Annotated in this window: 23 protein-coding genes and 4 pseudogenes; 16 read left to right on the top strand and 11 right to left on the bottom strand. The window is 72.5% G+C overall.

Annotated features, from left to right (window positions below; genetic code table 11):
* Positions 1–26: 26 nt before the first annotated feature.
* The 3 genes from AQJ91_RS35485 (at position 27) to AQJ91_RS35475 (ending at position 4,188) form a co-directional block, all read left to right on the top strand.
* Positions 27–860, top strand: a complete 834-nt coding sequence (locus AQJ91_RS35485; RefSeq protein ID WP_067029832.1) for an MOSC domain-containing protein — start codon at positions 27–29, stop codon at positions 858–860.
* Between the two features lie 172 nt (positions 861–1,032).
* Positions 1,033–1,638, top strand: coding sequence for an Rv1733c family protein (locus tag AQJ91_RS35480; RefSeq protein WP_067029830.1), 606 nt, complete (start codon positions 1,033–1,035; stop codon positions 1,636–1,638).
* A 108-nt stretch (positions 1,639–1,746) separates the two neighbouring features.
* Positions 1,747–4,188, top strand: a complete 2,442-nt coding sequence (locus tag AQJ91_RS35475) for a right-handed parallel beta-helix repeat-containing protein (protein WP_067029828.1) — start codon at positions 1,747–1,749, stop codon at positions 4,186–4,188.
* Here AQJ91_RS35475 and AQJ91_RS35470 read toward each other — a convergent pair.
* Positions 4,158–6,497, bottom strand: a complete 2,340-nt coding sequence (locus tag AQJ91_RS35470) for a hypothetical protein (RefSeq protein ID WP_407696970.1) — start codon at positions 6,495–6,497, stop codon at positions 4,158–4,160. The two genes, AQJ91_RS35475 and AQJ91_RS35470, sit on opposite strands and share 31 nt — an antisense overlap.
* A 272-nt stretch (positions 6,498–6,769) precedes the next feature.
* Between AQJ91_RS35470 and AQJ91_RS35465 the strand changes: the two genes are divergently transcribed.
* Positions 6,770–7,594: a DeoR/GlpR family DNA-binding transcription regulator gene (locus tag AQJ91_RS35465; protein WP_067029826.1), complete on the top strand. Its 825-nt coding sequence runs from the start codon at positions 6,770–6,772 to the stop codon at positions 7,592–7,594.
* Positions 7,595–7,724: 130 nt separating this feature from the next.
* Entirely contained in the window at positions 7,725–8,231 is a 507-nt protein-coding gene (locus AQJ91_RS35460; protein ID WP_067029824.1) for an SRPBCC family protein, read from the top strand.
* A 4-nt stretch (positions 8,232–8,235) separates the two neighbouring features.
* Here the strand turns inward: AQJ91_RS35460 and cds1 are convergent, their stop codons facing one another.
* Positions 8,236–9,360 carry an L-cysteine desulfhydrase Cds1 gene (gene cds1 / locus AQJ91_RS35455; protein WP_067029822.1) on the bottom strand — a complete coding sequence of 375 codons (1,125 nt, stop codon included), beginning with the start codon at positions 9,358–9,360 and terminating at the stop codon, positions 8,236–8,238.
* A 344-nt stretch (positions 9,361–9,704) separates the two neighbouring features.
* On the opposite strand from cds1, the gene AQJ91_RS35450 reads away from it, so the two are divergent.
* Positions 9,705–10,028, top strand: a complete 324-nt coding sequence (locus AQJ91_RS35450) for a hypothetical protein (protein ID WP_067029899.1) — start codon at positions 9,705–9,707, stop codon at positions 10,026–10,028.
* 189 nt (positions 10,029–10,217) lie between these two features.
* Positions 10,218–10,760, top strand: coding sequence for an ATP-binding protein (locus AQJ91_RS35445; protein ID WP_079085456.1), 543 nt, complete (start codon positions 10,218–10,220; stop codon positions 10,758–10,760).
* A 71-nt stretch (positions 10,761–10,831) separates the two neighbouring features.
* Here AQJ91_RS35445 and AQJ91_RS58495 read toward each other — a convergent pair.
* The 3 genes and pseudogenes from AQJ91_RS58495 to AQJ91_RS35435 all read right to left on the bottom strand — a co-directional run.
* Positions 10,832–11,124 (bottom strand): annotated as a pseudogene (locus AQJ91_RS58495) (FtsX-like permease family protein); the annotation flags it as partial.
* Positions 11,125–11,391, bottom strand: a pseudogene (locus AQJ91_RS54750) (hypothetical protein); the annotation flags it as partial. It lies immediately after the preceding pseudogene.
* A gap of 131 nt (positions 11,392–11,522) precedes the next feature.
* On the bottom strand, positions 11,523–11,813 hold the full coding sequence (locus AQJ91_RS35435; RefSeq protein ID WP_067029817.1) for an SHOCT domain-containing protein: 291 nt from the start codon (positions 11,811–11,813) through the stop codon (positions 11,523–11,525).
* 182 nt (positions 11,814–11,995) lie between these two features.
* Between AQJ91_RS35435 and AQJ91_RS35430 the strand changes: the two genes are divergently transcribed.
* The 3 genes and pseudogenes from AQJ91_RS35430 (at position 11,996) to AQJ91_RS35420 (ending at position 13,990) form a co-directional block, all read left to right on the top strand.
* Complete coding sequence (locus AQJ91_RS35430; protein WP_067029815.1) at positions 11,996–12,580, top strand: TetR/AcrR family transcriptional regulator; 585 nt, start codon at positions 11,996–11,998, stop codon at positions 12,578–12,580.
* A gap of 11 nt (positions 12,581–12,591) precedes the next feature.
* Positions 12,592–13,176 (top strand): DUF4865 family protein, encoded by a 585-nt coding sequence (locus AQJ91_RS35425; protein ID WP_067029813.1) that lies wholly within the window; start codon positions 12,592–12,594, stop codon positions 13,174–13,176.
* Positions 13,173–13,990 (top strand): annotated as a pseudogene (locus AQJ91_RS35420) (phosphotriesterase family protein). Before AQJ91_RS35425 ends, AQJ91_RS35420 begins: the two are co-directional and overlap by 4 nt.
* 26 nt (positions 13,991–14,016) lie before the next feature.
* Here AQJ91_RS35420 and AQJ91_RS35415 read toward each other — a convergent pair.
* From AQJ91_RS35415 to AQJ91_RS35405, 3 genes and pseudogenes are all read right to left on the bottom strand, one after another.
* Positions 14,017–14,472, bottom strand: coding sequence for an RpiB/LacA/LacB family sugar-phosphate isomerase (locus AQJ91_RS35415; RefSeq protein ID WP_067029811.1), 456 nt, complete (start codon positions 14,470–14,472; stop codon positions 14,017–14,019).
* Between the two features lie 18 nt (positions 14,473–14,490).
* Positions 14,491–15,729: an ROK family protein gene (locus tag AQJ91_RS35410; RefSeq protein WP_079085449.1), complete on the bottom strand. Its 1,239-nt coding sequence runs from the start codon at positions 15,727–15,729 to the stop codon at positions 14,491–14,493.
* A 49-nt stretch (positions 15,730–15,778) separates the two neighbouring features.
* Positions 15,779–16,455, bottom strand: a pseudogene (locus AQJ91_RS35405) (alpha-ketoglutarate-dependent dioxygenase AlkB family protein).
* Between the two features lie 68 nt (positions 16,456–16,523).
* Between AQJ91_RS35405 and AQJ91_RS35400 the strand changes: the two are divergent.
* The gene (locus AQJ91_RS35400) at positions 16,524–17,663 is read left to right on the top strand and encodes a methyltransferase (RefSeq protein WP_067029810.1); all 1,140 of its coding nucleotides are present in this window, start codon (positions 16,524–16,526) and stop codon (positions 17,661–17,663) included.
* Here AQJ91_RS35400 and AQJ91_RS35395 read toward each other — a convergent pair.
* The 3 genes from AQJ91_RS35395 to AQJ91_RS35385 all read right to left on the bottom strand — a co-directional run bounded on the left by AQJ91_RS35395 (position 17,653) and on the right by AQJ91_RS35385 (position 20,443).
* Positions 17,653–18,423 carry a helix-turn-helix domain-containing protein gene (locus AQJ91_RS35395; RefSeq protein ID WP_067029808.1) on the bottom strand — a complete coding sequence of 257 codons (771 nt, stop codon included), beginning with the start codon at positions 18,421–18,423 and terminating at the stop codon, positions 17,653–17,655. The genes AQJ91_RS35400 and AQJ91_RS35395 overlap by 11 nt on opposite strands.
* Positions 18,424–18,636: 213 nt before the next feature.
* Positions 18,637–19,539 (bottom strand): class II fructose-bisphosphate aldolase, encoded by a 903-nt coding sequence (locus tag AQJ91_RS35390; RefSeq protein WP_067029806.1) that lies wholly within the window; start codon positions 19,537–19,539, stop codon positions 18,637–18,639.
* Between the two features lie 22 nt (positions 19,540–19,561).
* Positions 19,562–20,443 carry an SIS domain-containing protein gene (locus AQJ91_RS35385; protein WP_067029804.1) on the bottom strand — a complete coding sequence of 294 codons (882 nt, stop codon included), beginning with the start codon at positions 20,441–20,443 and terminating at the stop codon, positions 19,562–19,564.
* Positions 20,444–20,567: 124 nt separating this feature from the next.
* Between AQJ91_RS35385 and AQJ91_RS35380 the strand changes: the two genes are divergently transcribed.
* From AQJ91_RS35380 to AQJ91_RS35360, 5 genes are all read left to right on the top strand, one after another.
* On the top strand, positions 20,568–21,347 hold the full coding sequence (locus AQJ91_RS35380; RefSeq protein WP_067029802.1) for a DeoR/GlpR family DNA-binding transcription regulator: 780 nt from the start codon (positions 20,568–20,570) through the stop codon (positions 21,345–21,347).
* Positions 21,348–21,406: 59 nt separating this feature from the next.
* Positions 21,407–23,242, top strand: a complete 1,836-nt coding sequence (locus AQJ91_RS35375; RefSeq protein WP_067029800.1) for a glycoside hydrolase family 15 protein — start codon at positions 21,407–21,409, stop codon at positions 23,240–23,242.
* A gap of 173 nt (positions 23,243–23,415) precedes the next feature.
* Positions 23,416–23,760, top strand: coding sequence for an AMP-binding protein (locus tag AQJ91_RS58490; protein ID WP_067029798.1), 345 nt, complete (start codon positions 23,416–23,418; stop codon positions 23,758–23,760).
* A gap of 178 nt (positions 23,761–23,938) precedes the next feature.
* Positions 23,939–24,151 (top strand): heavy-metal-associated domain-containing protein, encoded by a 213-nt coding sequence (locus AQJ91_RS35365; protein WP_079085448.1) that lies wholly within the window; start codon positions 23,939–23,941, stop codon positions 24,149–24,151.
* 71 nt (positions 24,152–24,222) lie between these two features.
* Positions 24,223–26,475: a heavy metal translocating P-type ATPase gene (locus AQJ91_RS35360; protein ID WP_067029796.1), complete on the top strand. Its 2,253-nt coding sequence runs from the start codon at positions 24,223–24,225 to the stop codon at positions 26,473–26,475.
* Positions 26,476–26,505: the final 30 nt, after the last annotated feature.

Raw genomic sequence — 26,505 nt, 5'->3', positions numbered from 1 at the left:
TCCGTGCGGCCTGGCACGATGACGGCATGGGGAATGTGCAGCTGCAGTCGATCCACCTTCATCCGGTCAAGGCGTTCCGGGGTCTGGCGCCCCGGGAGGCCGTCGTGGAGCCCTGGGGGCTGACCGGAGACCGGCGCTGGGCGCTGATCGACGACGGGGGAAAGGTCGTCACACAACGTCAGCAGCCGCGCCTCGCACTGGCCGCCGCCGAGCTTCTGCCCGGCGGCGGCGTTCGGCTGTCCGCACCCGGCATGGACCCGCTGACCGTGTCCGTGCCGCGGCCGGTCGGCACGGTGCCCGTGCAGATCTTCCGGGACAAGGTCGAGGCGGTGCTCGCCGAGGACGCCGCCGCACACGCCTGGTGCAGCGCGTATCTCGGCGCCGAGGTGTGCCTCGTGCACCTGGACGATCCCGCCAGGCGTCGGCCCGTCGACCCGGAGTACGCGCTGCCGGGCGAGACCGTCACCTTCGCCGACGGCTATCCGCTGCTGCTCACCTCGGCGGCCTCCCTCGACGCCCTCAACTCGCTGATCGCGCGGGGCGATCACGCCGGGGAGGGCCCGCTGCCCATGAACCGCTTCCGGCCGAACGTGGTCGTGGCGGGCCCCACCGCCTGGGCCGAGGACGGCTGGTCGCGCGTCACCATCGGCGAGGTCGCCTTCCGCGTCGCCAAGACGTGCGGCCGGTGTGCGGTGACCACGACCGACCAGCGGACCGCCGAGCGCGGCAAGGAGCCCCTGCACACCCTGGGCAGACACCGCCGCATCGGCGGCAAGCTGGTGTTCGGCCAGAATCTGGTGCCGCTCCACCGGGGCACGATCCGGGTCGGTGACCCGGTCGAGATCCTCGATCAGGAATGACCCACCGAAGCTCCCGCGTATGGGAACCGGGCCCCGGGGCCCGCGCGTTGGGCTTTTCGTGAGAAGTTCATGAGAGGTCCGGTCGCGGGCGATTTCGCTCTCTCCTTGACCGGTCCCGCGCGTGAACTGCTCTTGCGGGGGTTATCACGGAGCGGGAAGGGGGTGCGGGACCGTGCGAGCGATCAGTGGACTCTGGCGCTGGCGGCACAATGCGCTGCGTCGCGCGACCGATCTGGCCGAGGCCTGGGTCGCCCTGGCGGCTCTGCTGCTGATCCTGCTCCTCGCGCCCGTCGTCGGGGCGCTCGTCGGCGGTGCCACACAGGACACCCTGCAGGAGTCCGTCCGTGAACAGCGCGCCGCCCGGCATCTGGTGACGGCCACAGTGATCCGCAAGGCGGGCGGCTCCGCCCTGGAGGCCGACCCGGAGGCCTCCTCCGGGCGGGATCTGCGCACCCAGGTCCTCGCCCAGTGGACGGCACCGGACGGCACCGGGCGGCAGGGCCCGGCCATGGCGAGCATCGACAGCCCGCAGCGGGGCGACCGCTTCACGATATGGACGGACCCGCAGGGCCGGATCGTCGCCCGCCCGCTGGACTCCGCGACCGCGGCGACGCACGCGGTGCTCGCCGGGTTCGGTGCGGCCCTGCTCCTCATGGGCCTCGTCGAGGGCGGCAGGCGGCTGATCGTCTGGCGCATGGTCCGCCGCAGGTACGCGCGTTGGGACCAGGCGTGGGAGCGCGCGGGCCCCGACTGGGGCCGCACCGGCACTGGCAGCTGACAGCCTTCCGGCTCTGGTCAACCCACCGCCCGCACGCACGCTACGGTGGACCGGCCGACTTCTTCGGCAATCAACCCGCGTACCACGAGGTGGGGGCTCAGCAACGCCATGGCACAGGGCACGGTCCAGGTGACGCACACCGGCACATCGCGGTGGCGGCGCCGCACGGGTGAGTACGCATCGCTCGCCGCCGCCCTGGAGGCCGCGGCCGACGGCGACGTCCTCACCGTCGCCCCCGGCACCTACCGGGAGAACCTCGTCGTCCAGCGGGCGGTGACCCTGCGCGGCCCCGAGGGCTCCCCCGGATCCGTGCGCATCGCGCCCCTGGACGGGGTGCCGCTGACCGTGCGTGCCTCGGCCGTGGTCCAGGACCTGCACATCGAGGGCCAGGACGCGGCCGCGCCGGCCCTGCTCGTGGAGGAGGGCACCCCGGAGCTGGCGGACATCCGGATCGTCACGCGATCCGCGGCCGGCATCGAGGTGCGCGGCGGCGCGCGGCCCACCGTGCGGCGCTGTACCGTCGACAACCCCGCGGGCATCGGTATCGCCGTACTCGACGGCGGGGGCGGGGTGTTCGAGGAGTGCGAGGTCGTCGCGGCCGGGCAGGCCGGCGTCGCGGTGCGCGGCGGAGCGCACCCGCGGCTGGAGCGCTGCCGGGTCCACCACGCCTCGGGCGTGGGACTGTCGGCGACCGGTGAGAACTCCGCGCTGGAAGCGGTGGGTTGCGAGGTCTACGAGGTGCGGGGCTCCGGCGTCCAGGTCACCGGCCGGGCCACCGCGCACCTCACCGACTGCGACGTCCACCGCACCACCGCCGACGGCGTCACCCTCGACACGGACGCGGTGCTGACGCTGGCCGACTGCCGTATCCACGACATCCCGGAGAACGCGATCGACCTGCGCTCCCGCTCGGTGCTCACGCTGACCCGGACAACGGTGCGTCAGTTCGGGCGCAACGGCCTGTCGGTGTGGGATCCGGGCACTCGCGTGGACGCCAACCAGTGCGAGATCTTCGACAGCACGGGCGACTATCCCGCGGTGTGGGTGAGCGACGGCGCCACCGCGGTGCTGGACTCCTGCCGGGTGCACGATGTGCCCGACGCCCTGTTCGTGCTCGACCGGGGCTCGCGCGCGGACGTCGTCGACAGTGACCTGTCGCAGGTCCGCAACACGGCCGTGTCGGTGAGCGACGGCGCCACCGCGCAGCTCGACGACTGCCGGATCCGGGAGGCGGCGACGGGCGCCTGGTTCCGGGACCACGGCAGCGGCGGCACCCTCAACAACTGCACCCTGGACGGCACCCAGACCGGCGTGATCGTCACCAAGGGCGCCGACCCCACCATCGAGCGGTGCACGGTCGACTCCCCCGCGGAGGCCGGGTTCTACGTCTCGGCGGGCGGCCGCGGCAGCTTCCTCGACTGCCGGGTCACGGGCAGCGGCGGCTACGGCTTCCATGTCCTCGACGGCTGCCGTACGACGCTGAAGAAGTGCCGCACGGAGCGGTGCGCGCGCGGCGGGTACGAGTTCGCGGAGGGCGGCCCCGACGCGGCGTCCGGAGCAGGACCCGTCGTCGAGGACTGCACCAGCGACGAGAGCGCGGGCCTGCGGCAGCCGCCCGTGCTGCCGGAGACCGTCGTGCAGACGGCGAACCAGTCCCCCGGTCTGCTGGGCGCGATCCCGGGCCAGCGCACCACCGAGCAGGAACCGCTCGTCGCCGCCCAGGAGCCGGAGAAGCCGGTGCGGGCCTCGCAGGCCGTGCTCGGTGAACTGGACGCGCTGGTGGGCCTGGAGAGCGTCAAGCGCGAGGTGCGGGCCCTCATCGACATGATCGAGGTGGGCCGGCGCCGCCAGCAGGCGGGCCTCAAGGCCGCCTCGGTCAAACGGCACCTCGTCTTCACCGGCTCCCCCGGCACCGGCAAGACGACGGTCGCCCGCCTCTACGGCGAGATACTCGCCTCCCTGAGCGTCCTGGAGAAGGGCCATCTCGTCGAGGTGTCCCGCGTCGACCTGGTCGGCGAGCACATCGGCTCCACCGCGATCCGCACCCAGGAGGCCTTCGACAGGGCGCGCGGCGGCGTGCTGTTCATCGACGAGGCGTACGCGCTGTCCCCGGAGGACTCCGGCCGGGACTTCGGCAAGGAGGCCATCGACACGCTGGTGAAGCTGATGGAGGACCACCGGGACGCGGTCGTGGTGATCGTCGCGGGCTACACGGCCGAGATGGAACGGTTCCTTTCGGTCAACCCCGGTGTGGCATCCCGCTTCTCACGGACCATCACCTTCATCGACTACAGCCCTGAAGAACTGCTGCGGATCGTGGAGCAGCAGGCCGAGGAGCACGAGTACCGGCTCGGTCCCGGCGCCTCGGAGGCCCTGCTGAAGTACTTCACGGCGCTCCCCAAGGGCCCGGCGTTCGGCAACGGCCGCACGGCCCGCCAGACCTTCGAGGGCATGGTGGAACGGCACGCGAGCCGGGTCGCCCAACTCGCGGAACCGAGCACGGACGACCTGACGCTGCTCTACGCGGAGGACCTGCCGGAGCTGTCCTGACCCGGATCCGGATCCGGCGGCTCCGCCATGAGGCGCTGCGCCGGCACCGCCGACCGCAGCCGGGACAGCAGCCGCTCCCGTTCCTCCGCGAACGCCGGGTCCGCCTGGTAGTCGGAGTGGCCCAGGATCGGGGCGGGCAGGGGGTGTTCGGGGGTGCGGCCGTAGGCCAGGGGGTCCGCCAGGGCTTCGCGGTCCACTGCGGGGCCGCAGTCGCCGGAGAGGCGAACCGGGCCGCCGATGGGGTCGGTGCGGCGGTGCAGGTTGCGCCAGCAGTCGACCTCGTCGTGCAGGGAGCTGAGCGCGGTCGGGCCGAAGTGGGCCGGGAACCAGCGGCCGTAGAGGCGCTCCAGCGGGGAGCCGTAGGTCAGCAGGGCGACCCGCTTGCGTACCGACGGCGCCAGCTGCCAGGCCGCGGCGGCCGCGAGCACGCTGCCCTGGGAGTGTCCGGACAGGACCAGCCGACCGCCGGTGGCGCGCGTCCAGGTGGCCATCCGCCAGGTCAGGTCGGGTACCGCGCGCTCGGCGTAGCAGGGCGGCGCGAAGGGGTGCGCGGCGCGCGGCCAGAACGTGCCGACGTCCCACAGGATGCCGATGGTGCGCCGCGCCGAGGGGTCCTTGTAGGCGCGCCGGCCCCAGGTGACGAAGAGTATGAAGCCGAGCCCGATCAGCCAGGAGCCCAGCGCCTGCGCGGTGTCCGCGGCGCCCTGGACGAAGGCGTGCGCGTGCCGCGCGGCTTCGCCCGGCGTCTCGTCGGTCGTCAGGGCGCCGACCAGGGCTCCGGCGCCCAGGAGCAGCGTCGTGGCGGAGCCGACGGCGACGAAGAGCGGGCCGCGGTCGGTGAGCGTCGCCAACGCGCGCGTGCTCGCGATACGGCGGGTACGTCCCGGGTCCTTGGGCTCCTCGTCGTACTCGGTCTCCACCGCGCCCAGTTCGGTGCGGCGCAGCAGCCAGGTCCGCCAGCCGAGCCCGCCGCACAGCAGCAACAGCACCACGAGCAGCGGCGGGATCACCGACGCCTGCCAGGTCAGCAGCACCGGCGGTCCGTCGATGGACGTCCCCGTGCCGTCCAGCCAGTCGGCCACCCGCTGGGACACACCGCCGGACATCAGCCCGCCGAGCGCGCAGGCCAGCATCGCCACGGCGGGTCCGCCCAGGCCGCGCATCGCGGCGCGCGGGTCGGGGTGGGTGCGGTGCAGGAGGTGGGCGACCACAGCGAGGACGATGACGAGCAGCCCCTGGAGGAAGGCGACGGCGCCGAAGGTGGTGTCGCCCGGGAGGCGGCCCGTCGACTCCCATCCCGGGCGGTCCCACCCTGCGTACACCAGGGCGAGGACCAGCAGGAGGAGGGAGGCGAGCGGCAGCCGTCGTACGACGTGCTCGTCGAGTTCCTGGTCCAGGCGCTTCTCGCTGCGGCCCCGGCGGCACACCACCCACACCACGCCGACCGCGGCCGCCACCAGGGCGACGCTCAGCAGCCGGCCGAGTGTGTCGAGTACGGCGGGCCCGCCCGGCCTGCGGTCGAAGCGTGCCGCCGCCGAGCCGACCGCCGCGGCGACGGTCAGCAGGCCGGCGGAGGTGTGCGCGGCGCGCAGCCGGGCGACCAGACGGCGGCCGTACCAGAAGCCGGGGCGGCCCAGCGCGGTCCGGCCGGTCTCCTGGTCGGGCTCGGCGGTGCGGGACATCGGCAGCTGGGACTCGTAGGCGCTCCAGGTGCGGTGGGAGAGGTACCAGAGCAGCCCGGTCAGGGCGAGGGGCACCAGGGCGGCGAGGGCGAGGCGGCGGCCCGGGCGGCTCCACCAGCCGCCGTCCGACATGTCGGGCGAGAGGAAGCCCAGCCAGGAGTGCCGCTCGGCACACGCGGGCGTGCCCGCGCACTGCCAGGCCGCCAGGTCGAGGGCGACCTCGCAGGCGGCCGCGACGAGCAGCACCGTCAGGCTCAGTCCCGCGAGCCGCACCAGCAGCCCGTACAGCCGCACCGTCCGCTTGCGCCCGCGCGCGGTGGGGCGCATCCAGTGCGCGAGGTTGACCACCATGAACGGCAGCAGCAGCAGCCACAGGGCGCGGGTGCCGTTCCCGGAGGTGAGGTTGCACCAGACGTACGCCTCGGGCACCGGCTTGCCCTGGTAGTCCTCGGGTCTGGCTTCGGCGTCGGCGTCCTCGGTGCGGCGGAAGACGGCCGCCGTGTCGTCGCCGGTGATCCGCACCGTGCGCGGATCACCGAGCATCTCCTCGGGTGTGGTGCCACCCACCCCGTGGACCAGAAGTTCCAGGGCCGTTCCATCGGCCGAGACACGTTCCACTGTTCGCACTCCCCCATGACACGCGATAGAGATGTGTCCGTGCGGGCACAAGGATCTCCACTCCGGGCGCGGCGCACACCTCTCGTCACGGAATCTCCCCGATCCGAGGGCGAGCGGTGCCTGTGTGGCGCGCGGATGACATGCGCGCGTCGGGCCGGTGGCACAACCGGCGCCGACCCGTGCAAGGATGGGACGCCCACACACCGAGACGGGAAGAATGACCTCGTCACCGCAGGTGCGAGGCCTGTCGGACGGCTTGACGCGAAAGGACCGGAGCGTACGTGAGTGAGAATCAGAACCTCCTCGCGGAGCAGCGCCGCGCCCTGATCCTGGACGAGGTCCGGCGCCGGGGCGGGGTCCGGGTCAACGAGCTCACCCGCAAGCTCGGCGTGTCGGACATGACGGTGCGGCGCGATCTGGACGCGCTCGCGCGACAGGGCGTGCTGGAGAAGGTGCACGGCGGCGCCGTGCCGGTGGTCGAGGCGAGTACGCACGAGCCCGGTTTTGAAGCCAAGTCGGGCCTGGAGCTGACGGCCAAGGAGGACATCGCGCGGGCCGCGGCCGAGCTGGTCGCACCGGGCTCGGCGATCGCGCTGTCGGGCGGTACGACGACGTATGCGCTGGCGCACCAGCTGGTCGACGTGCCCGACCTGACCGTCGTCACCAACTCGGTGCGGGTGGCCGACGTCTTCCATGTCGCGCAGCGCACCTCGGGCCCCCGGCAGGGCGCGGCCACGGTCGTGCTGACCGGCGGGGTGCGCACCCCGTCCGACTCGCTGGTGGGGCCGGTGGCCGACCAGGCGATCGCGGCGCTCCACTTCGACGTGCTGTTCCTCGGTGTGCACGGGATATCGGTGGAGGCCGGCCTGTCCACGCCGAATCTCGCGGAGGCCGAGACCAACCGGCGTCTGGTGCAGTCGGCGCGCCGGGTCGTGGTGGTCGCCGACCACACCAAGTGGGGTGTGGTGGGGCTGAGTTCGTTCGCGGCGCTGGAGCAGGTCGACACCCTGGTGACGGACGCGGGGCTGCCGGCCGAGGCGCGCACCGAGATCTCGGAGCAGCTGCGGCGGCTGGTGGTCGCGGGCGCGCCGGGCGACGAGGACTGACATCCATAGGAGCATCCTGGCCGTACGGGAATCCGGTGGTGGCGGCCGGGGCAGGCGGTACAGACATCTGACGGGCCGCCAGCTATCGTGGCGCTCCCGGAACTCGGCGTCGGCACAGGGGGTTTCGTCCATGGCGCACCTGCTGCGTGAGATGGGGCTCGACTTCGTCGAGACCGCGCCCGTACGGCTGGTCTTCGCACGCGAGATCGCCGCTCCCCCGGAAAGGGTCTTCCGCGCGCTCGCCGAGGACGTGCCGGGCTGGACGGAGTGGTTCGCGGCGGTGACGCTGGCCCGGCCGACCTCCCCCACTCTCGGCTTCGCTCGAGCGGGGGGACCCCCATCGGCGCGGGGACGCGAGATCCGGCTGCGGGGCGGTACGCGCTTCGAGGAGACGGTCCTCGCCGCGAAAGAGCCCGAGGTGTACGCCTACCGGGCCGACGTGACCAACGCGCCGGGCGCCCGCGCCCTGGTCGAGGAGTGGCGGCTCACCCCGGCCGGGACGGGCACACGGGTCCAGTGGACGTTCGCCGCGGACGGCACGGCGGCGTTCCGGTTCACCCTGAAGCTCGCGCGTGCGGGTCTGGGGCGCGCGTTCCGGGACGCGGTCACCTCGCTGGACCGGCGGCTCGCCGCGTAGCCGCTCAGTCGGGCCAGACGCCCGTCTCCAGCAGTTGCTCGATGGCCGCCGCGTACGGGTCGATGTCCAGGCTCTGTTCGGCGAGCCAGGTGTCCGAGTAGTACTTGTCCAGGTACCGGTCCCCCGGGTCGCACAGCAGCGTCACCACGCTGCCCTGCCTTCGCTCGGCCACCATCTCGGCGACGATCTTCAGCGCGCTCCACAGCCCGGTGCCCGTGGAGCCGCCCGCCTTGCGGCCGATGGTCCGCTCCAGGGCGCGTACGGCAGCGACGCTCGCCGCGTCCGGGACCTTCATCATCCGGTCGACGGCGCCGGGCACGAAGCTCGGTTCCATGCGCGGCCGGCCGATGCCCTCGATGCGCGAGCCGCAGTCGGTCGTGACGTCCGGATCGCCGGTGGTCCAGCCCTCGAAGAAACACGAGTTCTCCGGATCTGCGACACAAATGCGAGTGTCGTGCTGCATGTAGTGGACGTACCGCGCGATGGTCGCGGAGGTGCCGCCGGTGCCGGCCGTGGCGATGATCCACGCGGGCTCCGGGAACCGCTCCAACTCCAGCTGACGGAAGATGGATTCGGCGATGTTGTTGTTGCCGCGCCAGTCCGTGGCCCGCTCGGCGTAGGTGAACTGGTCCATGTAGTGGCCCCCGGTGTCGACCGCGAGGCGGGCTGACTCCTCGTACATCCTGCGCGAGTCGTCCACGAAGTGGCACCGGCCGCCGTGGAACTCGATGAGGCGGCACTTCTCGGCACTGGTCGTGCGCGGCATGACGGCGATGAAGGGCACACCGATCAGCTTCGCGAAGTACGCCTCGGAGACGGCCGTCGAGCCGCTGGACGCCTCGATCACCGGGCGGCCCGGCCGGATCCAGCCATTGCACAGGCCGTAGAGGAAGAGCGAGCGGGCCAGCCGGTGCTTGAGGCTGCCGGTCGGGTGGGTCGACTCGTCCTTCAGATACAGGTCGATGCCCCATTTCTCCGGCAGCGGGAACCGCAGGAGGTGGGTGTCGGCAGAACGGTTGGCGTCCGCCTGGACCTTGCGGACGGCTTCTTTCAGCCAGTGCCGGTAGGCGACGTCACTGTGGTCGACGTCGAGGGTCGCGCCGGTCCGGGTCTGCTGGGGCGTGATCACGGCGGGGCTCCTTAGGCTTCGCGCCGACGACGCGTCGCGCGGCCGACGCCTCGATCATAAACACCTTCCGCACGCTTCTCACCTGCATAAACATACCTTTGAGGGTCTCAAAGGCACCCCAGGGGAGACGCCATGCCGAAGAGGTAGGGGCGCATTCACGCGAGTGCTCCGGGCGCCCCGCGACCAGGGCGTCGTGCACACTGGTGCTCGACGCCGGGGCCGGGCAGACTGCCACGGGACGGGACGGCGATCCCGCACGGGGGCGCACACTGGATCACGACATGAACTGGATCACGCCGACGCCGGCGATCCAGCACACCGACGCGTACAAGGGGGCGGGCGGCATGGCGGAGCCGGAGTTCAGGGCCACGGGCGTGCGAATCGGGAAGCGGCTGCGCTCACTCACCCGGGCCGGGCAGGTCCGGATCAGCGACGGCAGGCTCCAGTTGCTCACCAGCTACGGCAGTGAGATCGACAGTGCGCCGGTGCAGGCGGTGCGGGCCTCCAAGCCCTGGTTCGCCCCGGACGACCGGGCGCTGGCGGACCTCAACGGCAAGCGGTACCTGCTGACGCTGGGCGATCACGATCCCGCACCGGGCGAACCCGGGCCCCCCGCGGCACGCCGGTTCATCGAGGCCGTACGGAAGGCGGCGGGGCGGGGCCGCTGAGCTACCGCGAGTTGCGGTACCTCACCCCCTGCGTCACGCTGATCTCACGTCACTCTGGGTTTACCGGCGATAGCGCTGCGAACCAGCCCGCCGGCCAGGACAGCAGGCGGCCGTTGCACGCAGGCACTCTGCTGGAACGATCCGAACTCCGTGTTCTTCCGGACCTTCTTCAGTCGGGGAGTCGCAGCCGTGATCAGTCACCCAAGCAGGCACTGCACGGTGGAGCTGCAAGCCCTGCCGTCGCGGATCGGCCAGGTCCGCAGAATCGTATCGGCGCAGTTGCGCTACTGGCATCTTGATCCCCTCATAGACCGAGCCGCGCTCGGTGTGACGGAGCTGTTGACCAACGTCCACCAGCATGCGCAGCCCGACAAGATGTGCACCGTGGAGATCGAGCTGCTGCTCGACCGGCTCATGGTCTCGGTGCACGACCACGACCCTCGACTGCCGGTCGTGACGGACCCGCAGGACGCCGAATCGCTCGCCACGTGCGGGCGTGGGCTCGCCATGGTGGCCGCCGTCAGCGAGAGCTGGGGTGTGCGGCCGGACGGCGAGTCCGGGAAGGTCGTGTGGTTCACGCTGCCGACCGACGCCACGACACGGCCCGCGACCGCGCGACCGCCACGGCGTATCACCGTGGAGAAGCCCGCGCGCCGGTTCGCGGAGGTCGACCACCGCGTCGACCTGCGCAGGCCCGAACACACTCCCGCCCGGTCGGCCGTTGCCGGCTGACCGGGCGGTGACACGCGTTTGATGGCTCGGCCGGTGGCGTTGGGACAGTGGGCGTTGGTGGGCTCCTGCCGTTACTCGGTGGCGATGGCCCGCAGTACGTCCAGGCGTGCCGCGCGCCGGGCCGGGCACAGGCCCGCCGGGGCGCCGACCGCGAGACCGACCAATGCCACCACCGCGAGCTGCAGGGGCGGCAGCGCGAACGCGAAGGCGCTGTCGCTCGCGCCGTCCGTGGCCTTCACCAGGACCCAGCCGAGGAAGGCGCCGAGGGCGAGCCCGCCGACCGTGCCGAACGCGGCGACCGGGGCCGACTCCCAGCGGACATGGCCCGCAGCTGGGACCGGGTCTGGCCGACGGCCCGCAGCAGTCGATCAGCGCGTCGATCCACTCGCGGCCGCCGTTGCCGCCCGCGAGGTCCAGAGGCAGCGTGATGTTCTCCGCGACCGTCAACGTCGGCACCAGGTTGTACGCCTGGGAACACGAAGCCGACGCGGTCGCGGCGCAGCAGGGTGAGGCGGCGGTCGTCGGGGGTGCTCAGGTCGGTGTCGCCGATGTGGGCGGCGCCCGGGGTGAGGGTGTCGAGGCCGGCCGCGCAGTGCATGAGGGTGGACTTGCCGAAGCCCGAGGGCCCCATGATCGCGGTGAACCGGCCGACCGGAAAGTCGACGCTCACCCCGTCCAGGGCCCTCACGACGGTGTCGCCGCTGCCGTACACCTTCACGGCGTCGACGACCCGGGCGGCCGTACGGGTGACGGCCGCGGTGGTCATGCCGCACCGCCCTTGCCCGCCGTGCGGCCGAACTGCTCGTCCAGGACGGACAGCCGGCGCCGGTACTCGTCCTCGTCGATCTCGCCAGAGGCGAAGCGGTGGCCGAGCACGGCGATGGGTGAGTTGTCGGCGACGGTGTCGGTCCGCCAGGGGCCGCCGCGGCGGCCGCGCCACGCGGTGCGACGCAGCAGGGTGATGCCGCCGACCACGACGGCCGCCCAGATCAGCGGGAAGAACAGGATCCACGGGCCGGGCCCGCCGTCGCCGAAGTGCGCGAGGGTCTGCATCTCGAGTCATCTCCCGAGTCGTTTCGGATGGGTCGTGCGGTGATGTCTCGAGACTGGCTCCGGCAGGGGGTCCGGTCCGTCGTACGGCCAGCGGCAGTGCGGGTGCCTCGCGGGGAGTACGTGCGCGGCGGGTCGCTGCTCCTCAATGCCTCTCCATTGCCTCGACTTCTGTAACTACTAGTATGTACAGTCGAGGTGTGAACACGTCGGAGCGACTGATCGAGTCCACCCGCGAGCTGCTGTGGGAGCGCGGCTATGTGGGCACCAGCCCCAAGGCCATCCTGGAGCGCTCAGGCGCCGGGCAGGGCAGCATGTACCACCACTTCAAGGGGAAACCGGACCTCGCGCTGGCCGCGATACGGCGGACGGCTGAGGAGATGCGGGCTACCGCCGAAGGAGTACTCGGCGGGCCGGGCACTCCTTACGAGCGCATCGAGGCCTATCTGCGGCGCGAGCGCGATGTGCTGCGCGGTTGTCCGGTCGGGCGGCTGACGATGGACCCGGACGTCGTCGCCGACGACGAACTGCGCGCGCCGGTCGACGAGACGCTGGACTGGCTCCGGGAGCGGATCGCCGGAATCGTCGAGGAGGGCAGGGAGCAGGGCCAGTTCGCGTCCTCGCTGGACGGCGAGGAGATCGCGGCGGCCATTGTCGCGACGGTGCAGGGAGGTTACGTCCTGGCTCGTGCGGCGGGGTCGCCCGCCCCCTTCGACGCGGGCGTCCGGGGGCTGCTGTCCCTGCTCGCGTCCGCCACCCCTTCCGCCTGAGGAGGCATCCGTTGCAGGCCATGCAGTACGGGATCACCCTGCCCGCCGACTACGACATGGGCGTCATCCGCGACCGCGTCGCCGCCAAGGGGCATCTGCTCGACGGGTGGGAGGGGCTCGGTTTGAAGGCGTTCCTGATACGCGAGCGCGGTGTGCATGGCTCGCCGGTCAACCAGTACGCGCCGTTCTATCTGTGGAACACCGTCGAGGGCATGAACTCCTTCCTCTGGGGAGGCCCTTTCCAGGGGATCCCCGACGACTTCGGCCGGCCCTCGGTCCGGCAGTGGAGCGGCCTGGCCTACGAGGAGGGCGGCGCCGCCGGTTCGGCCGCGCGGGTCGCGGTGCTGCGGCGCCAACCGGTGCCGGACGGGGTGCGGTTGGCCGAAGTCGCGGCGGAGGCGGCACGGGAGACGGGGCGGCTGGCCGGGGAGGACGGCGCGGTGCTCGCGGCGGCGGCCGTGGACACGAGCCGCTGGGAGCTCGTCCACTTCTCGCTGTGGGAGCACGATGCGCCCAAGGCGGGTGGTGAGGTGTACGAGGTGCTGCATCTGTCGGCGCCGGGGCGGGGCCGGTTGCCGCGCGGGCGCCAGTGGTGAGCGCGGTCCGTACGGTGCTCGGGGACGTGGCCCCGGAGCGGCTCGGCGTGTGCGACGCGCACGACCACCTGTTCTTCGGCAGCCCTCGACTCCCCGGGCAGGAGCTGCGCAGCGTGTCCGCGGCGCGGGCAGAGCTGGCCGCGTTCCGGGCGCTGGGCGGGGGCTGTGGCGTGCAGCGGACGCCGTACGGGCTGGGCCGGAGGGCCGCCGATCCGCCGCCGCTGGCGCGGGAGACGGGGGTGCACGTGCTGGCCGCGACCGGGCTGCATCAGACCGTGCACTACGCCGAGGAGACCCTTGCCGGGCTGCGTGACAGGCTCGCCGAGGTGTTCGTCGCCGAAACTGACGACGGGCATCGGCACGTCGGGCGTCCGCGCGGGCCTCATCAAGGTCGCGGGCGGCTTCCACGCCCTGGACGCGCACGCCCTCCGGACGATGCGCGCGGCGGCGGAGGCCCATCGTGCGACGGGCGCGCCGATCGCCGTACACCTGGAACTGGGAACCGGCGCGCTGGACGTACTGGACCGTTGCGCGGGGAGTTCGGGGTGCCGCCGCACCGGGTGATCCTCGGGCCACGGACTGGCGGATGCCGGACGCGGTACGGGCCCTGGCGGACGCCGGCTTCGGCGACCGGCTGCTGCTCGGCGGCGACACGACGACCGCCGCGGCCCGGTCCGTCAACGGCGGCCCCGGGATGCCGTATCTGCTGCGGCGGGTACGGCCGCGGCCGGCAGCCGCCGTGGGTGCGGAGCTGGTGGAACGGATCCTGACCGTCAACGCGGCCTCCGCCTTCTCCGTGGACTGGGCACAGTGAAGGAGTGAACGACCCGCGCCGACGGGCTAGGGAGCCGTCCTGCCGAGGTCGAGTCGGCCGACGTGCGCCACGTTCTCCCGGTCCTCGGCCTCCGTGCCGGCCTCGGCCGCGAACCAGGCGTCGAGGATCTCCTTGAGCAGGGGCTCGGACGTCAGACGCAGGCTGAGGGCGAGGACGTTGGCGTCGTTCCAGCGGCGGGCGCCGGCCGCCGTGTAGGCGTCCGTGCACAGGGCCGCCCGTACGCCCGGCACCTTGTTCGCGGCGATCGACGCGCCCGTGCCGGTCCAGCAGCACACGACCGCCTGGTCCGCGCTCCCGGCGGCGACCTCGCGGGCGGCCGCCTCGGAGCAGGCCGCCCATTGCCGGTCGGCGCCGGGGCTCAAGGCTCCGTGGGGTACGACCTCGTGGCCGCGGTTGCGCAGTTCCGTGACGACCGAGCGGGCCACGGGTTCGTCCATGTCCGAGGAAACGGAGATCCGCATGTCCCGAGCCTACCGGCCCTACGTCAGCGCCCCCAGCGGATCGTCCAGCACCGGCTGCCAGGCCAGTTCCGCCGCGCCGACCAGGCTGTTGTGGTCCAGGGTGCAGGCCAGGATCGGGACGCCGCCGCTCTGGCCCCACAGGCTGCGGTCGGCGACGACGGCGCGCAGGCGGTCGGGGTCGGTGTCGAGGAGGGTGCGGTGGAGGCCGCCGAGGATGATGCGGTCCGGGTTGAGGATGTTGACCAGGCCGGCGAGGCCGAGGCCGAGGCGGTCGATCAGGGTCTCGGTGGCCGTGCGGACCGTCGGGTCGGTGTAGTGCGTACGGATCAGGTCCTTCGCCTGCTGGAGCAGGGACACCTCGGGGCCGGGGTCGCGGCCCGCCGCCGTGAGGAGGGCCAGCGGGTCGGCCTCGACGTCCAGGCAGCCCCGGCTGCCGCAGTGGCAGGGGCGGCCCTCGGGGTTGACGGTGAGGTGACCGACCTCGAGGGCCAGGCCCGAACTGCCGGTGTGCAGGCGACCGTCCAGGACCAGCGCGCCGCCCACGCCCCGGTGTCCGGTGGCCACGCACAGCAGGTCCCGGGCGCCGCGGCCCGCGCCGTGCCGGTGCTCGGCGAGGGCGGCGAGGTTGACGTCGTTGCCGGCGAACGCCGGTCCGGTGATCCCGGCCGCACGCACGCACTCCGCGAAGATCCGGCGGACGGGCGCGCCGACGGGCCAGGCCAGGTGCAGAGGGTTCAGGGCCAGGCCGTCGGGTTCGGCGACGGCGGACGGTACGGCGAGGCCTGCGCCGACGCAGCGCCGGCCGGTCGTGCGGAGGAGGTCCGCGCCCGCCTCCACGACCGACCCGAGGACCTTCGCCGGGTCGGCGTCGACGGTCTCACAGCCGGGCGCGGTGGCGACGATACGGCCGCCGAGACCGACCAGCGCCGCCCGGAACCCGTCGGCGTGCACCTGAGCGGCGAGGACGACGGGACCGTCCTCGGCGACGGAGAGGCGGTGCGAGGGGCGGCCCTGCGAACCGGCGGCGGCGCCGGGCCGGGCGTCGACCTGGATCAGGCCGAGCGCCTCCAGCTCGGCGGCGACCGCGCCGGCCGTGGCCCGGGTGACGCCGAGCTCGGCGGTGAGTACGGCACGGGTCGGCGCGCGGCCGGTGTGCACGAGTTCCAACGCGGGTCCGAGCGCACCTCGCCCCCGGTCCAGTCGCGTCCTCGAGGTGGTTCCTTCCCCCGCCGTCCGGGGGTCCGCCTTGCCGCTCATGAGGGCGAGTCTCCCATGATCCGTTCGTCCGGTGGCCGTGGACGCGGTCTCAGAGGCCGCTGACCCGGAGGGTGACGTTCAGCCGTCCCGTCAGCCCCAACTCCGGTGGTGCCGTGCCCGGGTGCACGCGCGGCACACCGTGGTAGGCGAGCCGGGACGGTCCGCCGAAGATGAACAGGTCGCCGCTGCGCAGTTCCACGTCGGTGTAGGGCCGGGTCCGGGTCTCGGCGTTGCCGAAGCGGAACACGCAGGTGTCGCCGAGGCTCAGGGACACCACCGGCGTGTCCGACTCCTCGTCGCTGTCACGGTGCATGCCCATGCGGGCGTCGGCGTCATAGAAGTTGATCAGTGCGATGTCGTACGGCACCGGTGCGATGCCGAGGGCGTCCCGCACGGCGCGTCCGCCCAGCTCGCCCAGCCATTGCGGGAACGGCTTCACCGGGGCGCCGTCACCGTCGACGACGGTCCGGGCGTAGGCGTACGGGTACCAGTGCCGGCCCAGGCACACCTGCCGCGCGGTCATCGTGCCGCCGCCGGGTGTCCGGACGGTGCGCAGGCCGGCCGGCGGGCGGGCCCTCCCCCAGTCTCGGCTTCGCTCGACCGGGGGGACCCCCACCGGCAGGCCGCCAGCAGCTCGCGCTGCAGGCCCGTGTCCAGCCAGTCCGGCAGGTGCAGCGCGCCCGGCGCGACCTCCGTGCGGGCTCTGGGGAACAGCTCGGCGTCCATGCCTCCCATCCTGCCCGACACTCGCTGAGCTGCGGCTCCGCTAGCCTTGACGCACGATGAACGACCGTATGACGACGCCCTGGAGCGAGCTCGCGCTGGCCCGCTTCCCCGCGGATCCGCGTGACCGGCTGCGCGCCTGGGACGCCTCCGACGAGTATCTCCTCAGGCATCTCGCGGAGCGGGAGGTCCCGCTGTCCGGCACGGTCGTGGTCGTCGGCGACCGCTGGGGCGCCCTGGTCACGGCGCTCGCGGCGCACCGGCCGACGCAGATCACCGACTCGTATCTGGCCCAGGAGGCGACCCGGGCGAACCTCGCGCGCAACGGCGTCGAGCCCGGCGCCGTGCGGTTGCTCACGACCCAGGACGCGCCGCCCGGCCGGGTCGACGTCCTGCTCGTGCGGGTGCCCAAGAGCCTCGCGCTGCTGGAGGACCAGCTGCTGCGGCTGGCACCCGCGGTGCACGAGGGCACGGTGGTCGTCGGCACGGGCATGGTGAAGGAGATCCACACCTCGACGCTGGAACTGTTCGAGCGGATCCTCGGGCCGACACGTACGTCGCTCGCCGAGAAGAAGGCGCGGCTCATCCTCTGCACGCCCGGGCCGTCACCGGAGCGGGCCGCCGCCGCGAACCCGTGGCCGTACCGCTATGCCCTCCCCGACGGCATCGGCCCGGTCTCGGGACGCACGGTCGTCAATCACGCCGGGGTCTTCTGCGCCGACCGGCTCGACATCGGGACCCGGTTCTTCCTGCAGCATCTGCCGGGCGGCAAGGGTGCCCGGCGGGTCGTGGACCTCGGGTGCGGCAACGGTGTCGTCGGTACGGCGGTGGCGCTGGCCGATCCGGAGGCCGAGGTGCTGTTCGTGGACGAGTCGTTCCAGGCCGTGGCCTCCGCTGAGGCCACGTACAAGGCGAACGGCGTGCCCGGACATGCCGAGTTCCGGGTCGGGGACGGGCTGGCGGGGGTGCCGGCCGGGAGCGTCGATGTCGTGCTGAACAATCCGCCGTTCCACTCGCACCAGGCGACGACCGACACGACGGCGTGGCGGATGTTCACGGGGGCGCGGCGCGTGCTGAGGCCCGGCGGGGAGCTGTGGGTGATCGGGAACCGGCATCTCGGCTATCACGTGAAGCTGCGGAAGCTGTTCGGCAACAGTCGGCTCATGGCCAGTGACCCGAAGTTCGTCGTGCTGAAGGCCGTCAAGGAGTAGCGCCTCTGAGCGCGCGGGGCGAGGCGCCCAGTTCGCGGCGGCATGCCTTGTTGAACGCCTGGAGGTCGGGGATGCCGACCGAGGCGGCGACGGCGGAGATGGAGAGGGTCGAGGCGCGCAGCAGGTGGTGGGCGCGGTCGAGTCTGCGGCGGCGGAGGTAGCCGACCACCGTGGTGCCGGTGGCGGCGCGCAGCAGCCGGGTGAGGTGGTTGTGCGAGACGCCGGCGGCCCGCGCGATGTCCGGCACGGTCAGGGGGGCGGCCAGGTTCGCCTCGATGTAGGCGAGGGCGGCGCTGACCGCCGGGTGTGGGGCGGGCCGGTCAGTGGCCGGGGTGAGCTGGGCGATGCGCCACAGCGCGGTCCAGAGCTCGGCGCGGGTGCGTTCGGGTTCGCGGGGTACGGCGGTGACCGCCTGCCGCAGCAGGGCGCTGAGGAAGGGGAATTCGGGGCCGGTGTCCTGGACGACCGGGACGGTGCGGGCGGGCTCGGTGGCGAGGATGCGCAGGTGGGCGTAGAGGTGCTGGGAGCGGCCCTGGTAGCGGTAGCGGACCGTGACGCCCGGCGGGACCAGGCTCACCCGGCCGGGGCGGATGGTGTGCGGGGTGCCGTCGACGACGAGTTCGGCGTCGTACTCGTACAGGTGCAGCTGCCACAGCTCGGGCAGCCGGAAGACGTCGGTACGGCTCGCGACCCCGTGCACGCCGACGCCGACGCCCGCCACGACGGGCGGTTCGCCGAGGTGGAGGCGGGTTTCGCGCATGGCCGGAAAGTACCAGTCGGCCCGTCAGCGCGCCTCGGGGTCCCCGAGGCGGTAGCGGTTCAGACGGTAAGACTCGATCTCGCTCCGTCGGATCACCGTCATGGCGCGCAGCAGCCGTACCGAGAGCGGGACGGCGCCGCGGACGGCGCCGGTGAAGTCGGCGGGGGTGCGGCGGTCGGTGCCCTGGAAAAAAGTTGTATGCGGGGTGCGCTGTCAGGGAGTCCCGAGCACCCGGATGATCCCCGCCACCGCCCGGACCATCGCCTCCCGTCCCACGCTCAGGTACTTGCGCGAGTCGACCGCCTCGGGGTGGGCGGCGAGGAACGCGCGGATGGCGCCGGTCATGGCGATGTTGAGGGCGGTGCCGATGTTGACCTTGGCGATGCCGCCCGCGACCGCCGCGGTGAGTTCGCCGTCGGGGACTCCGGATGAGCCGTGCAGGACAAGGGGGACGTCCAGGGTGGCGGACAGCCGTTTGAGGAGGTCGTGGTCGAGGGTGGCCGTACGGGTGGTCATGGCGTGCGCGCTTCCGATGGCGACGGCGAGGGCGTCGACGCCGGATTCGGCGACGAAGGCGTGGGCCTCGGCCGGGTCGGTGCGGGCGCCGGGCGCGTGCGCGTCGAGGGGCGGCCGGGCGGATCTCTCCCACCCACCCTGCCCGGATCTCTCCCACCCACCCTGCCCGGCCTTGCCGCCGATCCGGCCCAACTCGGCCTCGATCCAAAGGCCTTGGGCGTGCGCCCAGTGGGCGGCGGCCCGGGTCGCGGCGAGGTTCTCGGCGTAGGGCAGGCGGGCCGCGTCGTACATCACGGAGCTGAATCCGGCGTCGGGAGCCTGCCGCAGCAGGTCGTCGCTCTGGATGTGGTCGAGGTGCAGCGCGACGGGGACGGCGGCGCGTTCGGCGGCGGAGACGGCGGCGCGGGCAAGCGGGAGGAGGCGGCCGTAACGGAACTTGACGGCGTTCTCGCTGACCTGGAGAACGACGGGCGAACTCACGGACTCCGCGCCGGCGATGACCGCCTCGACGTGTTCCAGCGTGATGATGTTGAAGGCGGCGACGGCGGAGCGGGCTGCGGCGGCGCGGGTGACGAGCTCACCGGTGGTGACGAGGGGCACGGCCTGTTCCTTTCTCAGCGCGTCACGGGGTCAGGATCACCGAGCGGGTCAGATGGCGCGGCCGGTCCGGATCGAGGCCGCGGGACTCGGCGACGGCGACCGCTAGGCGCTGGGCGCGGACCAGCTCGGCGAGCGGGTCCAGGTCGCCCGCCACCCACAACCCGCCGGTCTCCCGCACCTGTTCGGCGAGCCCCTCGGGCGCCTGGCCGAGCATCCAGGTCGCGGTGCCGTGGGTGGTGATGCTGATGGGGCCGTGCCGGTACTCCATCGCCGGGTAGGCCTCGGTCCAGGACTGCGCGGCCTCGCGCATCTTCAGCGCGGCCTCGTGGGCGAGTCCCACGGTCCAGCCGTGGCCGAGGAAGGTGAACTGGGTGCGGTCGACGAGGCCTTCGGGCAGCGGGGCGGTCAGCGCGGTGCGGGCGTCGGCTACGACGGCGTCGGTGTGCAGGCCCAGGTGGGCGCGGAGCAGGGTGAGCGCGGTGGTCGCGAACCGGGTCTGGACGACGGAGCGTTCGTCCGCGAAGCCGAGGACGACGACGTCGTCGGCGGCCGCCATGACGGGCGTGGCGGGGTCCGCGGTGACGGCGGTCGTCCGGGTGCTTCCCCTCAACTCGCCGAGCAGGTCGAGGACTTCGGTCGTCGTACCCGAGCGACTGAGGGCGACGACCCGGTCGTACGAACGGCCGGGCGGGAACTCCGAGGCGGCGAAGGCGTCCGTCTCGCCCTGCCCCGCGCCCTCGCGCAGGGCGGCGGCCGACTGCGCCATGAAGTACGAGGTGCCGCAGCCGACGATCGCGACCCGCTCCCCCGGCGCCGGCAGTGCCCCGGCGTGCCCGGGCGCCTCCGCCGCGGCCCGGGTCCAGCACTCGGGCTGGCCGGCCAGCTCGTCCTCGACGTGCGTCATGGCGAACCCCTCCACTGGTTTGATTGTTCTTGCAAGATATAGCGATCTTTCGAGCACAATCAAGCATCCGGGCGGAGCGGGGGTGCGCTAGGGTCGCCGGTAGATCGAGGATCGGAGGGTGCGGATGTCGCGCGACGCCCGCTGGAAGGCGCTGCTGGAACTGCTCGTCGAGCGGGGCCGGCTGGACGTCGAGGAGGCGGCCGCCGAGCTGGAGGTCTCGTCGGCCACGATCCGCCGTGACTTCGACCAGCTCGCCGAGCAGCAGATGCTGGTCCGCACCCGGGGCGGCGCGGTGGTGCACGGCGTGTCGTACGAACTGCCGCTGCGCTACAAGACGGCGCGGCGCGCCTCCGAGAAGCAGCGCATCGCCAAGGCGGTGGCCGGTCTCATCGCGCCCGGTGAGGCGGTCGGGCTGACCGGCGGGACGACCACCACCGAGGTGGCGCGTGCCCTGGCCGTGCGGGGCGACCTCGCGTCGGGCTCGCCGGCGCTGACCGTCGTCACCAACGCGCTCAACATCGCCAACGAGCTGGCGGTACGCCCCCAGTTCAAGATCGTGGTGACCGGCGGGGTCGCCCGGGCACAGTCGTACGAGCTCATCGGCCCGCTCGCGGACGGGGTGCTGAGCCAGATCACCGTCGACGTGGCGGTGCTCGGCGTCGTCGCCTTCGACGTCACGCACGGTGCCGCGGCGCACGACGAGGCGGAGGCGGCGATCAACCGGCTGCTGTGCGAGCGGGCCGAGCGGGTGATCGTGGCCGCCGACTCCAGCAAGCTGGGGCAGCGGGCGTTCGCCCGGATCTGCGCGGCCGAGGCGGTGGACACGCTGGTCACGGACACGGCGGCGGCCCCGGAGGCGATACGGCGGTTCGAGGAGGCCGGGATCAGGGTCGTCGCGGTCTGAGCCCCGTTCCCGGTACGCGCGCTGCCGGATCCGCCTAAGCTGAGGCGAGGGAGGCTGCGATGAGCGGAACACCCGACGGCACGGACGTACCCGGGGCTTCTCGCTATCTGCCGATCGCCGAGCACGGGCTGATCGGCGATCTGCGCAGTGTGGCCCTGGTCGGGAGCAACGGCACGATCGACTGGTACTGCTGCCCGTCCTTCGACGCGCCGAGCGTGTTCGCCGGGATCCTGGACGCTGAGCGGGGCGGGTCGTTCGAGCTGGCGGCGGCCGTGCCGGCGCACACGAAACAGTTCTACTTCCCGGACACGAACGTCCTGATCACGCGGTTCTTCACCGAGGACGGCGTCGGTGAGGTGCAGGACTTCATGCCCGTCGACGGCGACTCGGTCGAGACCGAACGGCACCGGCTGATCCGGCGGGTGGTGTGCGTACGCGGCTCCATCCCGTTCCGTACGCGGGTCGCGCCGCGCTTCGACTACGGCAGCCGGCCGCACACCGTCCACATGGCCGGCGACGTGGCGGTCTTCGAGTCCGCCAAGCTGTCGCTGGGCCTGACCGCGACCGTGCCGCTGGAGACCGACGACCTGGACGCCCGGGCCGAGTTCAAGCTCACCGAGGGCGAGTCCGCGGTGTTCGCGCTGGACCAGGTCGGCGGCGAGGTGACCCCGCGCCGCTGCGCGCGGACCGAGGCCGAGGAGCAGTTCAACAGCACGGTCACCTACTGGCGGCGCTGGCTGTCCGCCTCCAAGTACCGGGGCCGCTGGCGGGAGATGGTGCACCGCTCCGCCCTCACCCTGAAACTGCTCACCTACGCGCCCACCGGCGCGATCGTCGCCGCGCCGACGACAAGCCTCCCCGAGCAGCTGGGCGGCGAGCGCAACTGGGACTACCGGTACGTGTGGGTACGCGACGCCGCCTTCTGTGTGTACGCGCTGCTGCGGCTGGGGTTCACGGGCGAGGCCGAGGCGTTCATGAAGTTCGTGACCCGACACGTCGCTCCGGGCGACGGCGGACACTCCGGGCCGCTGCAGATCATGTACGGCATCGACGGCCGCACCGACCTCGAAGAGCGCGAACTCGACCACCTGGAAGGGCATCACGGCTCCGCGCCGGTGCGGGTCGGCAACGCCGCCGCCGACCAGCTCCAGCTCGACATCTACGGCGCGCTGATCGACTCGATCTACCTCTACGACAAGTGGGCGCAGCCGATCTCCAGCGACCAGTGGGACGACGTGTGCGCCCTGGTGGAGTGGGTGTGCGAGCACTGGGACCAGCCGGACGAGGGTATCTGGGAGACCCGCGGCGGCCGCAAGAACTTCCTGTACTCGCGGCTGATGTGCTGGGTGGCGATCGAGCGGGCCATCCGCATGGCCAACCGGCGCGGCCTGCCCGCCGACCTGCCCCGCTGGCGGCAGAGCCGCGACACCATCTACCGGCGGATCATGAGCCGGGGCTGGTCCGAGACGCGCCAGGCCTTCGTCCAGCACGAGGACGGCGACGTGCTCGACGCGGCCGTGCTGATGATGCCGCTGGCGAAGTTCATCGCGCCCACCGACCCCAAGTGGCTGTCCACGCTGGACGCCCTCACCCAGGACCTGGTGTCGGACTCCCTGGTCTACCGCTACGACCCGCAGGCCAGCCCCGACGGACTGCGGGGCGACGAGGGGACGTTCTCGATCTGCTCGTTCTGGTACGTCGAGGCCATGGTCCGCGCCGGCCGGGTCGACGAGGCGCGGCTGGCCTTCGAGAAGATGCTGACGTACGCCAACCACCTGGGCCTGTACGCCGAGGAGCTCAGCCACACGGGCGAGCAACAGGGCAACTTCCCGCAGGCGTTCACGCATCTCGCGCTGATCAGCGCGGCCTTCAACCTGGACCGTGCCCTGGGCTGACGGCGGCCCGGGGCACGGTGACAGGGCGTCAGGAGGACAGGCTCGCCTCGAAGGGCCGGACGGGCGCCTTGACCTGGGCGGCGGCGACAGCGGGGCGGGTTTGACGCGCAGACAGGCGAGGACGTCGGCGGCGGTGGCGCAGCCGATCTCCTTGACGAAGGCCCGGATCAGCCATGCCTTCCGGCACCCCACCGTCGGCCGACGACGAGGTGCGGGTCGTGAACGACGAGGGCCGCGAGGCGCCGGCCGGGGCGAGCGGCCATCTGCTCGTCCGCGGTCCCGCCACGGTGCGCGGCTACTGGCGCTCCCCCGCGCTCGACGCCCGTTTCTTCACCGCCGACGGCTTTCACCGCACCGGGGCGGTGGGTCGGGTGACCGACACCGGGCAGCTGGTCGTCGAGGGCGGATCCGACGTCCCGGGCCCGGCGCAGCGCCCCGCACTCCGGCAGGTGGTCCGCCGGATTCCGGCCGGGCCCGGCCGGCCCATACCGACTCACGCGAAGGGCACCCCGAGATGACGCAAGGTTCGATCTTCCCGTACGTCATGCCGACCCTCACCATACCCCCAGAGGGTATCAAGTCAACCCCGATGAGCCTCTTGCCTTCTCTACCCCCTGGGGGTATACATGACCACGATGCCAGGATACCCCCGCCCGGTATTCCGGTCGACCGCTACCGCACCCTTCGGGAGGAACCGTGTCCACCACCACGTACGCCGTCTCCGGAATGTCCTGCGGCCACTGCAAGGCGACGCTCACGAAGGCCATCGGCGACCTGGACGGTGTGACCGGCGTCGACGTCGACCTCGGCCGCGGTCACGTCACCGTCACCGGCGCCGCCCAGCCGGACGACGCCCTGATCGCCGAGGTCGTCGACGAGGCCGGCTACGAGCTGACCGGCCGGGCCTGACCCGCATCCACCGCAGTGCCGGGACCCGGCCGGCACCGGGTTCCGGCGCTCCACCCGTACGAGGAGCAGTGATGACCACCACGACCCCGACCGGCGCCACCGCCGAGGTAGAGCTAGCCATCGGCGGCATGACCTGTGCCTCGTGCGCGGCGCGCATCGAGAAGAAGCTGAACCGCATGGACGGCGTGACGGCCACCGTCAACTACGCCACCGAGAAGGCGAAGGTCAGCTACGACGGGGACGTCTCCGTCCAGGACCTGATCGCGACCGTCGAGGCGACCGGGTACACGGCTCAGGAGCCGGTCCGGGACGTTCCGGAGCACAGTGCCGAGGAGGACGACGAACTGCGGCCACTGCGGCAGAGGTTGATCACGGCTGTGACGCTCGCCGTCCCCGTCATCGCGATGGCGATGATCCCGGCCCTGCAGTTCGAGTACTGGCAGTGGCTGTCCCTGACCCTCGCGGCGCCGGTCGTGACATACGCCGGATGGCCCTTCCACAAGGCGGCGTTCACCAATCTGCGGCACGGCGCGGCCACCATGGACACGCTGATCTCGGTCGGCACGTCGGCCGCGTTCGGCTGGTCGCTGTGGGCGCTGTTCCTCGGGACCGCGGGCGAGCCGGGCATGACGCACCCCTTCGAGCTGACCATCTCCCGCAGTGACGGCGCCGGGAACATCTATCTGGAGGCCGCCGCCGGTGTCACCGCCTTCATCCTGGCCGGGCGGTACTTCGAGGCCCGCTCCAAGCGGAAGGCGGGCGCGGCGCTCCGGGCGCTGCTGGAACTGGGCGCGAAGGACGTCACCGTACTGCGTCCCGACGGAACCGAACGGACCGTCCCCGTGCCGGAGTTGAAGGTCGGCGACCGCTTCCTCGTCCGGCCCGGCGAGAAGATCGCAACCGACGGCACGGTCGTCGAGGGTTCGTCGGCGGTGGACGCCTCGATGCTCACCGGCGAGTCAGTCCCCGTCGAGGTCTCCGCGGGCGACCCCGTCACCGGCGCCACGGTCAACGCGGGCGGCCGGCTCGTCGTCGAGGCGACCCGGATCGGCGCCGACACCCAACTGGCCCGGATGGCCAGGCTGGTGGAGGACGCGCAGAACGGGAAGGCGGCGGCGCAGCGGCTCGCGGACCGGATCTCCGCCGTCTTCGTGCCGATCGTGATCGCCCTCGCGCTGGGCACCCTGGGCTTCTGGCTGGGCAACGGCGCCGGTCCGGCGGCCGCCTTCACCGCAGCCGTCGCCGTACTGATCATCGCCTGCCCGTGCGCCCTCGGGCTGGCCACGCCGACCGCGCTGATGGTCGGCACCGGGCGGGGCGCCCAGCTCGGCATCCTGATCAAGGGTCCTGAGGTGCTGGAGTCCACGCGCAAGGTCGACACGATCGTCCTCGACAAGACAGGCACCGTGACCACGGGCCGGATGACCCTGCTCGCCGTGCACACCGCCGACAACGCCGACGAGGCCGAAGTCCTGCGGCTCGCGGGCGCGTTGGAGCACTCCTCCGAGCACCCGATCGCCCGTGCCGTCGCCGACGGGGCGGTGGCGAAGCTGGGGTCGCTGCCCACTCCCGAGGACTTCGCAAACGTGCCCGGGCTCGGGGTACAGGGCATCGTCGAGGGCCACGCGGTGCTCGTGGGCCGCGAACGGCTGCTGAGGGAAGGGGCGATGGAACTGCCGGAGGAGTTGCAGCGCGCCAAGTCCGAGGCCGAGGCGGCCGGTCGTACGGCCATCACCGTCGCCTGGGACGGTGAGGCGCGGGCGGTCCTGGAGGTCGCCGACGCGGTGAAGGAGACCAGCCCCGAGGCGATCACCCGACTCCGTGCCCTCGGTCTGACACCGATCCTGCTGACCGGCGACAACCGGGCCGTGGCCGAGTCCGTCGCCCGTGAGGTCGGCATCGCGCCCGAGGACGTCATCGCCGAGGTGCTGCCGCAGGACAAGGTCGACGTCGTCAAGCGGCTGCAGGGCGAGGGCCGTTCGGTCGCGATGGTCGGCGACGGCGTCAACGACGCGGCCGCCTTGGCCCAGGCCGACCTCGGGCTGGCCATGGGCACCGGCACGGACGCGGCGATCGAGGCCGGCGACCTGACCCTGGTACGCGGTGACCTGCGCGCCGCGGCCGACGCCATCCGCCTGGCCCGCAGGACCCTCGGCACCATCCGCTCCAACCTGTTCTGGGCCTTCGCGTACAACGTCGCCGCCCTGCCCCTCGCCGCGGCCGGCCTGCTCTACCCGATGATCGCCGGGGCGGCCATGGCCTTCTCCTCGGTGTTCGTCGTCGGCAACTCCCTCCGCCTGCGCTCTTTCCGCGCGGCGGACTGACCACACAACTGCCTCCTCGGCCCGGCTGTT

It is taken from the genome of Streptomyces dysideae (assembly GCF_001514305.1).
Classification (GTDB): domain Bacteria; phylum Actinomycetota; class Actinomycetes; order Streptomycetales; family Streptomycetaceae; genus Streptomyces; species Streptomyces dysideae.
Note: the sequence above shows the minus strand (reverse complement) of the source record. Positions and strands in the feature narration are given on the sequence as shown.

Bases quoted from the DNA above. Each gene is read 5' to 3' on its own strand.
- AQJ91_RS35485 (WP_067029832.1), top strand. From the start codon at position 27: ATGGGGAATGTGCAGCTGCAGTCGATCCACCTTCATCCGGTCAAGGCG.
- AQJ91_RS35475 (WP_067029828.1), top strand. From the start codon at position 1,747: ATGGCACAGGGCACGGTCCAGGTGACGCACACCGGCACATCGCGGTGG.
- AQJ91_RS35460 (WP_067029824.1), top strand. From the start codon at position 7,725: ATGGCGCACCTGCTGCGTGAGATGGGGCTCGACTTCGTCGAGACCGCG.
- AQJ91_RS35450 (WP_067029899.1), top strand. From the start codon at position 9,705: ATGGCGGAGCCGGAGTTCAGGGCCACGGGCGTGCGAATCGGGAAGCGG.
- AQJ91_RS35435 (WP_067029817.1), bottom strand. From the start codon at position 11,813: ATGCAGACCCTCGCGCACTTCGGCGACGGCGGGCCCGGCCCGTGGATC.
- AQJ91_RS35430 (WP_067029815.1), top strand. From the start codon at position 11,996: ATGTACAGTCGAGGTGTGAACACGTCGGAGCGACTGATCGAGTCCACC.
- AQJ91_RS35415 (WP_067029811.1), bottom strand. From the start codon at position 14,472: ATGCGGATCTCCGTTTCCTCGGACATGGACGAACCCGTGGCCCGCTCG.
- AQJ91_RS35410 (WP_079085449.1), bottom strand. From the start codon at position 15,729: ATGAGCGGCAAGGCGGACCCCCGGACGGCGGGGGAAGGAACCACCTCG.
- AQJ91_RS35400 (WP_067029810.1), top strand. From the start codon at position 16,524: ATGACGACGCCCTGGAGCGAGCTCGCGCTGGCCCGCTTCCCCGCGGAT.
- AQJ91_RS35395 (WP_067029808.1), bottom strand. From the start codon at position 18,423: ATGCGCGAAACCCGCCTCCACCTCGGCGAACCGCCCGTCGTGGCGGGC.
- AQJ91_RS35385 (WP_067029804.1), bottom strand. From the start codon at position 20,443: ATGACGCACGTCGAGGACGAGCTGGCCGGCCAGCCCGAGTGCTGGACC.
- AQJ91_RS35380 (WP_067029802.1), top strand. From the start codon at position 20,568: ATGTCGCGCGACGCCCGCTGGAAGGCGCTGCTGGAACTGCTCGTCGAG.
- AQJ91_RS35375 (WP_067029800.1), top strand. From the start codon at position 21,407: ATGAGCGGAACACCCGACGGCACGGACGTACCCGGGGCTTCTCGCTAT.
- AQJ91_RS58490 (WP_067029798.1), top strand. From the start codon at position 23,416: ATGCCTTCCGGCACCCCACCGTCGGCCGACGACGAGGTGCGGGTCGTG.
- AQJ91_RS35360 (WP_067029796.1), top strand. From the start codon at position 24,223: ATGACCACCACGACCCCGACCGGCGCCACCGCCGAGGTAGAGCTAGCC.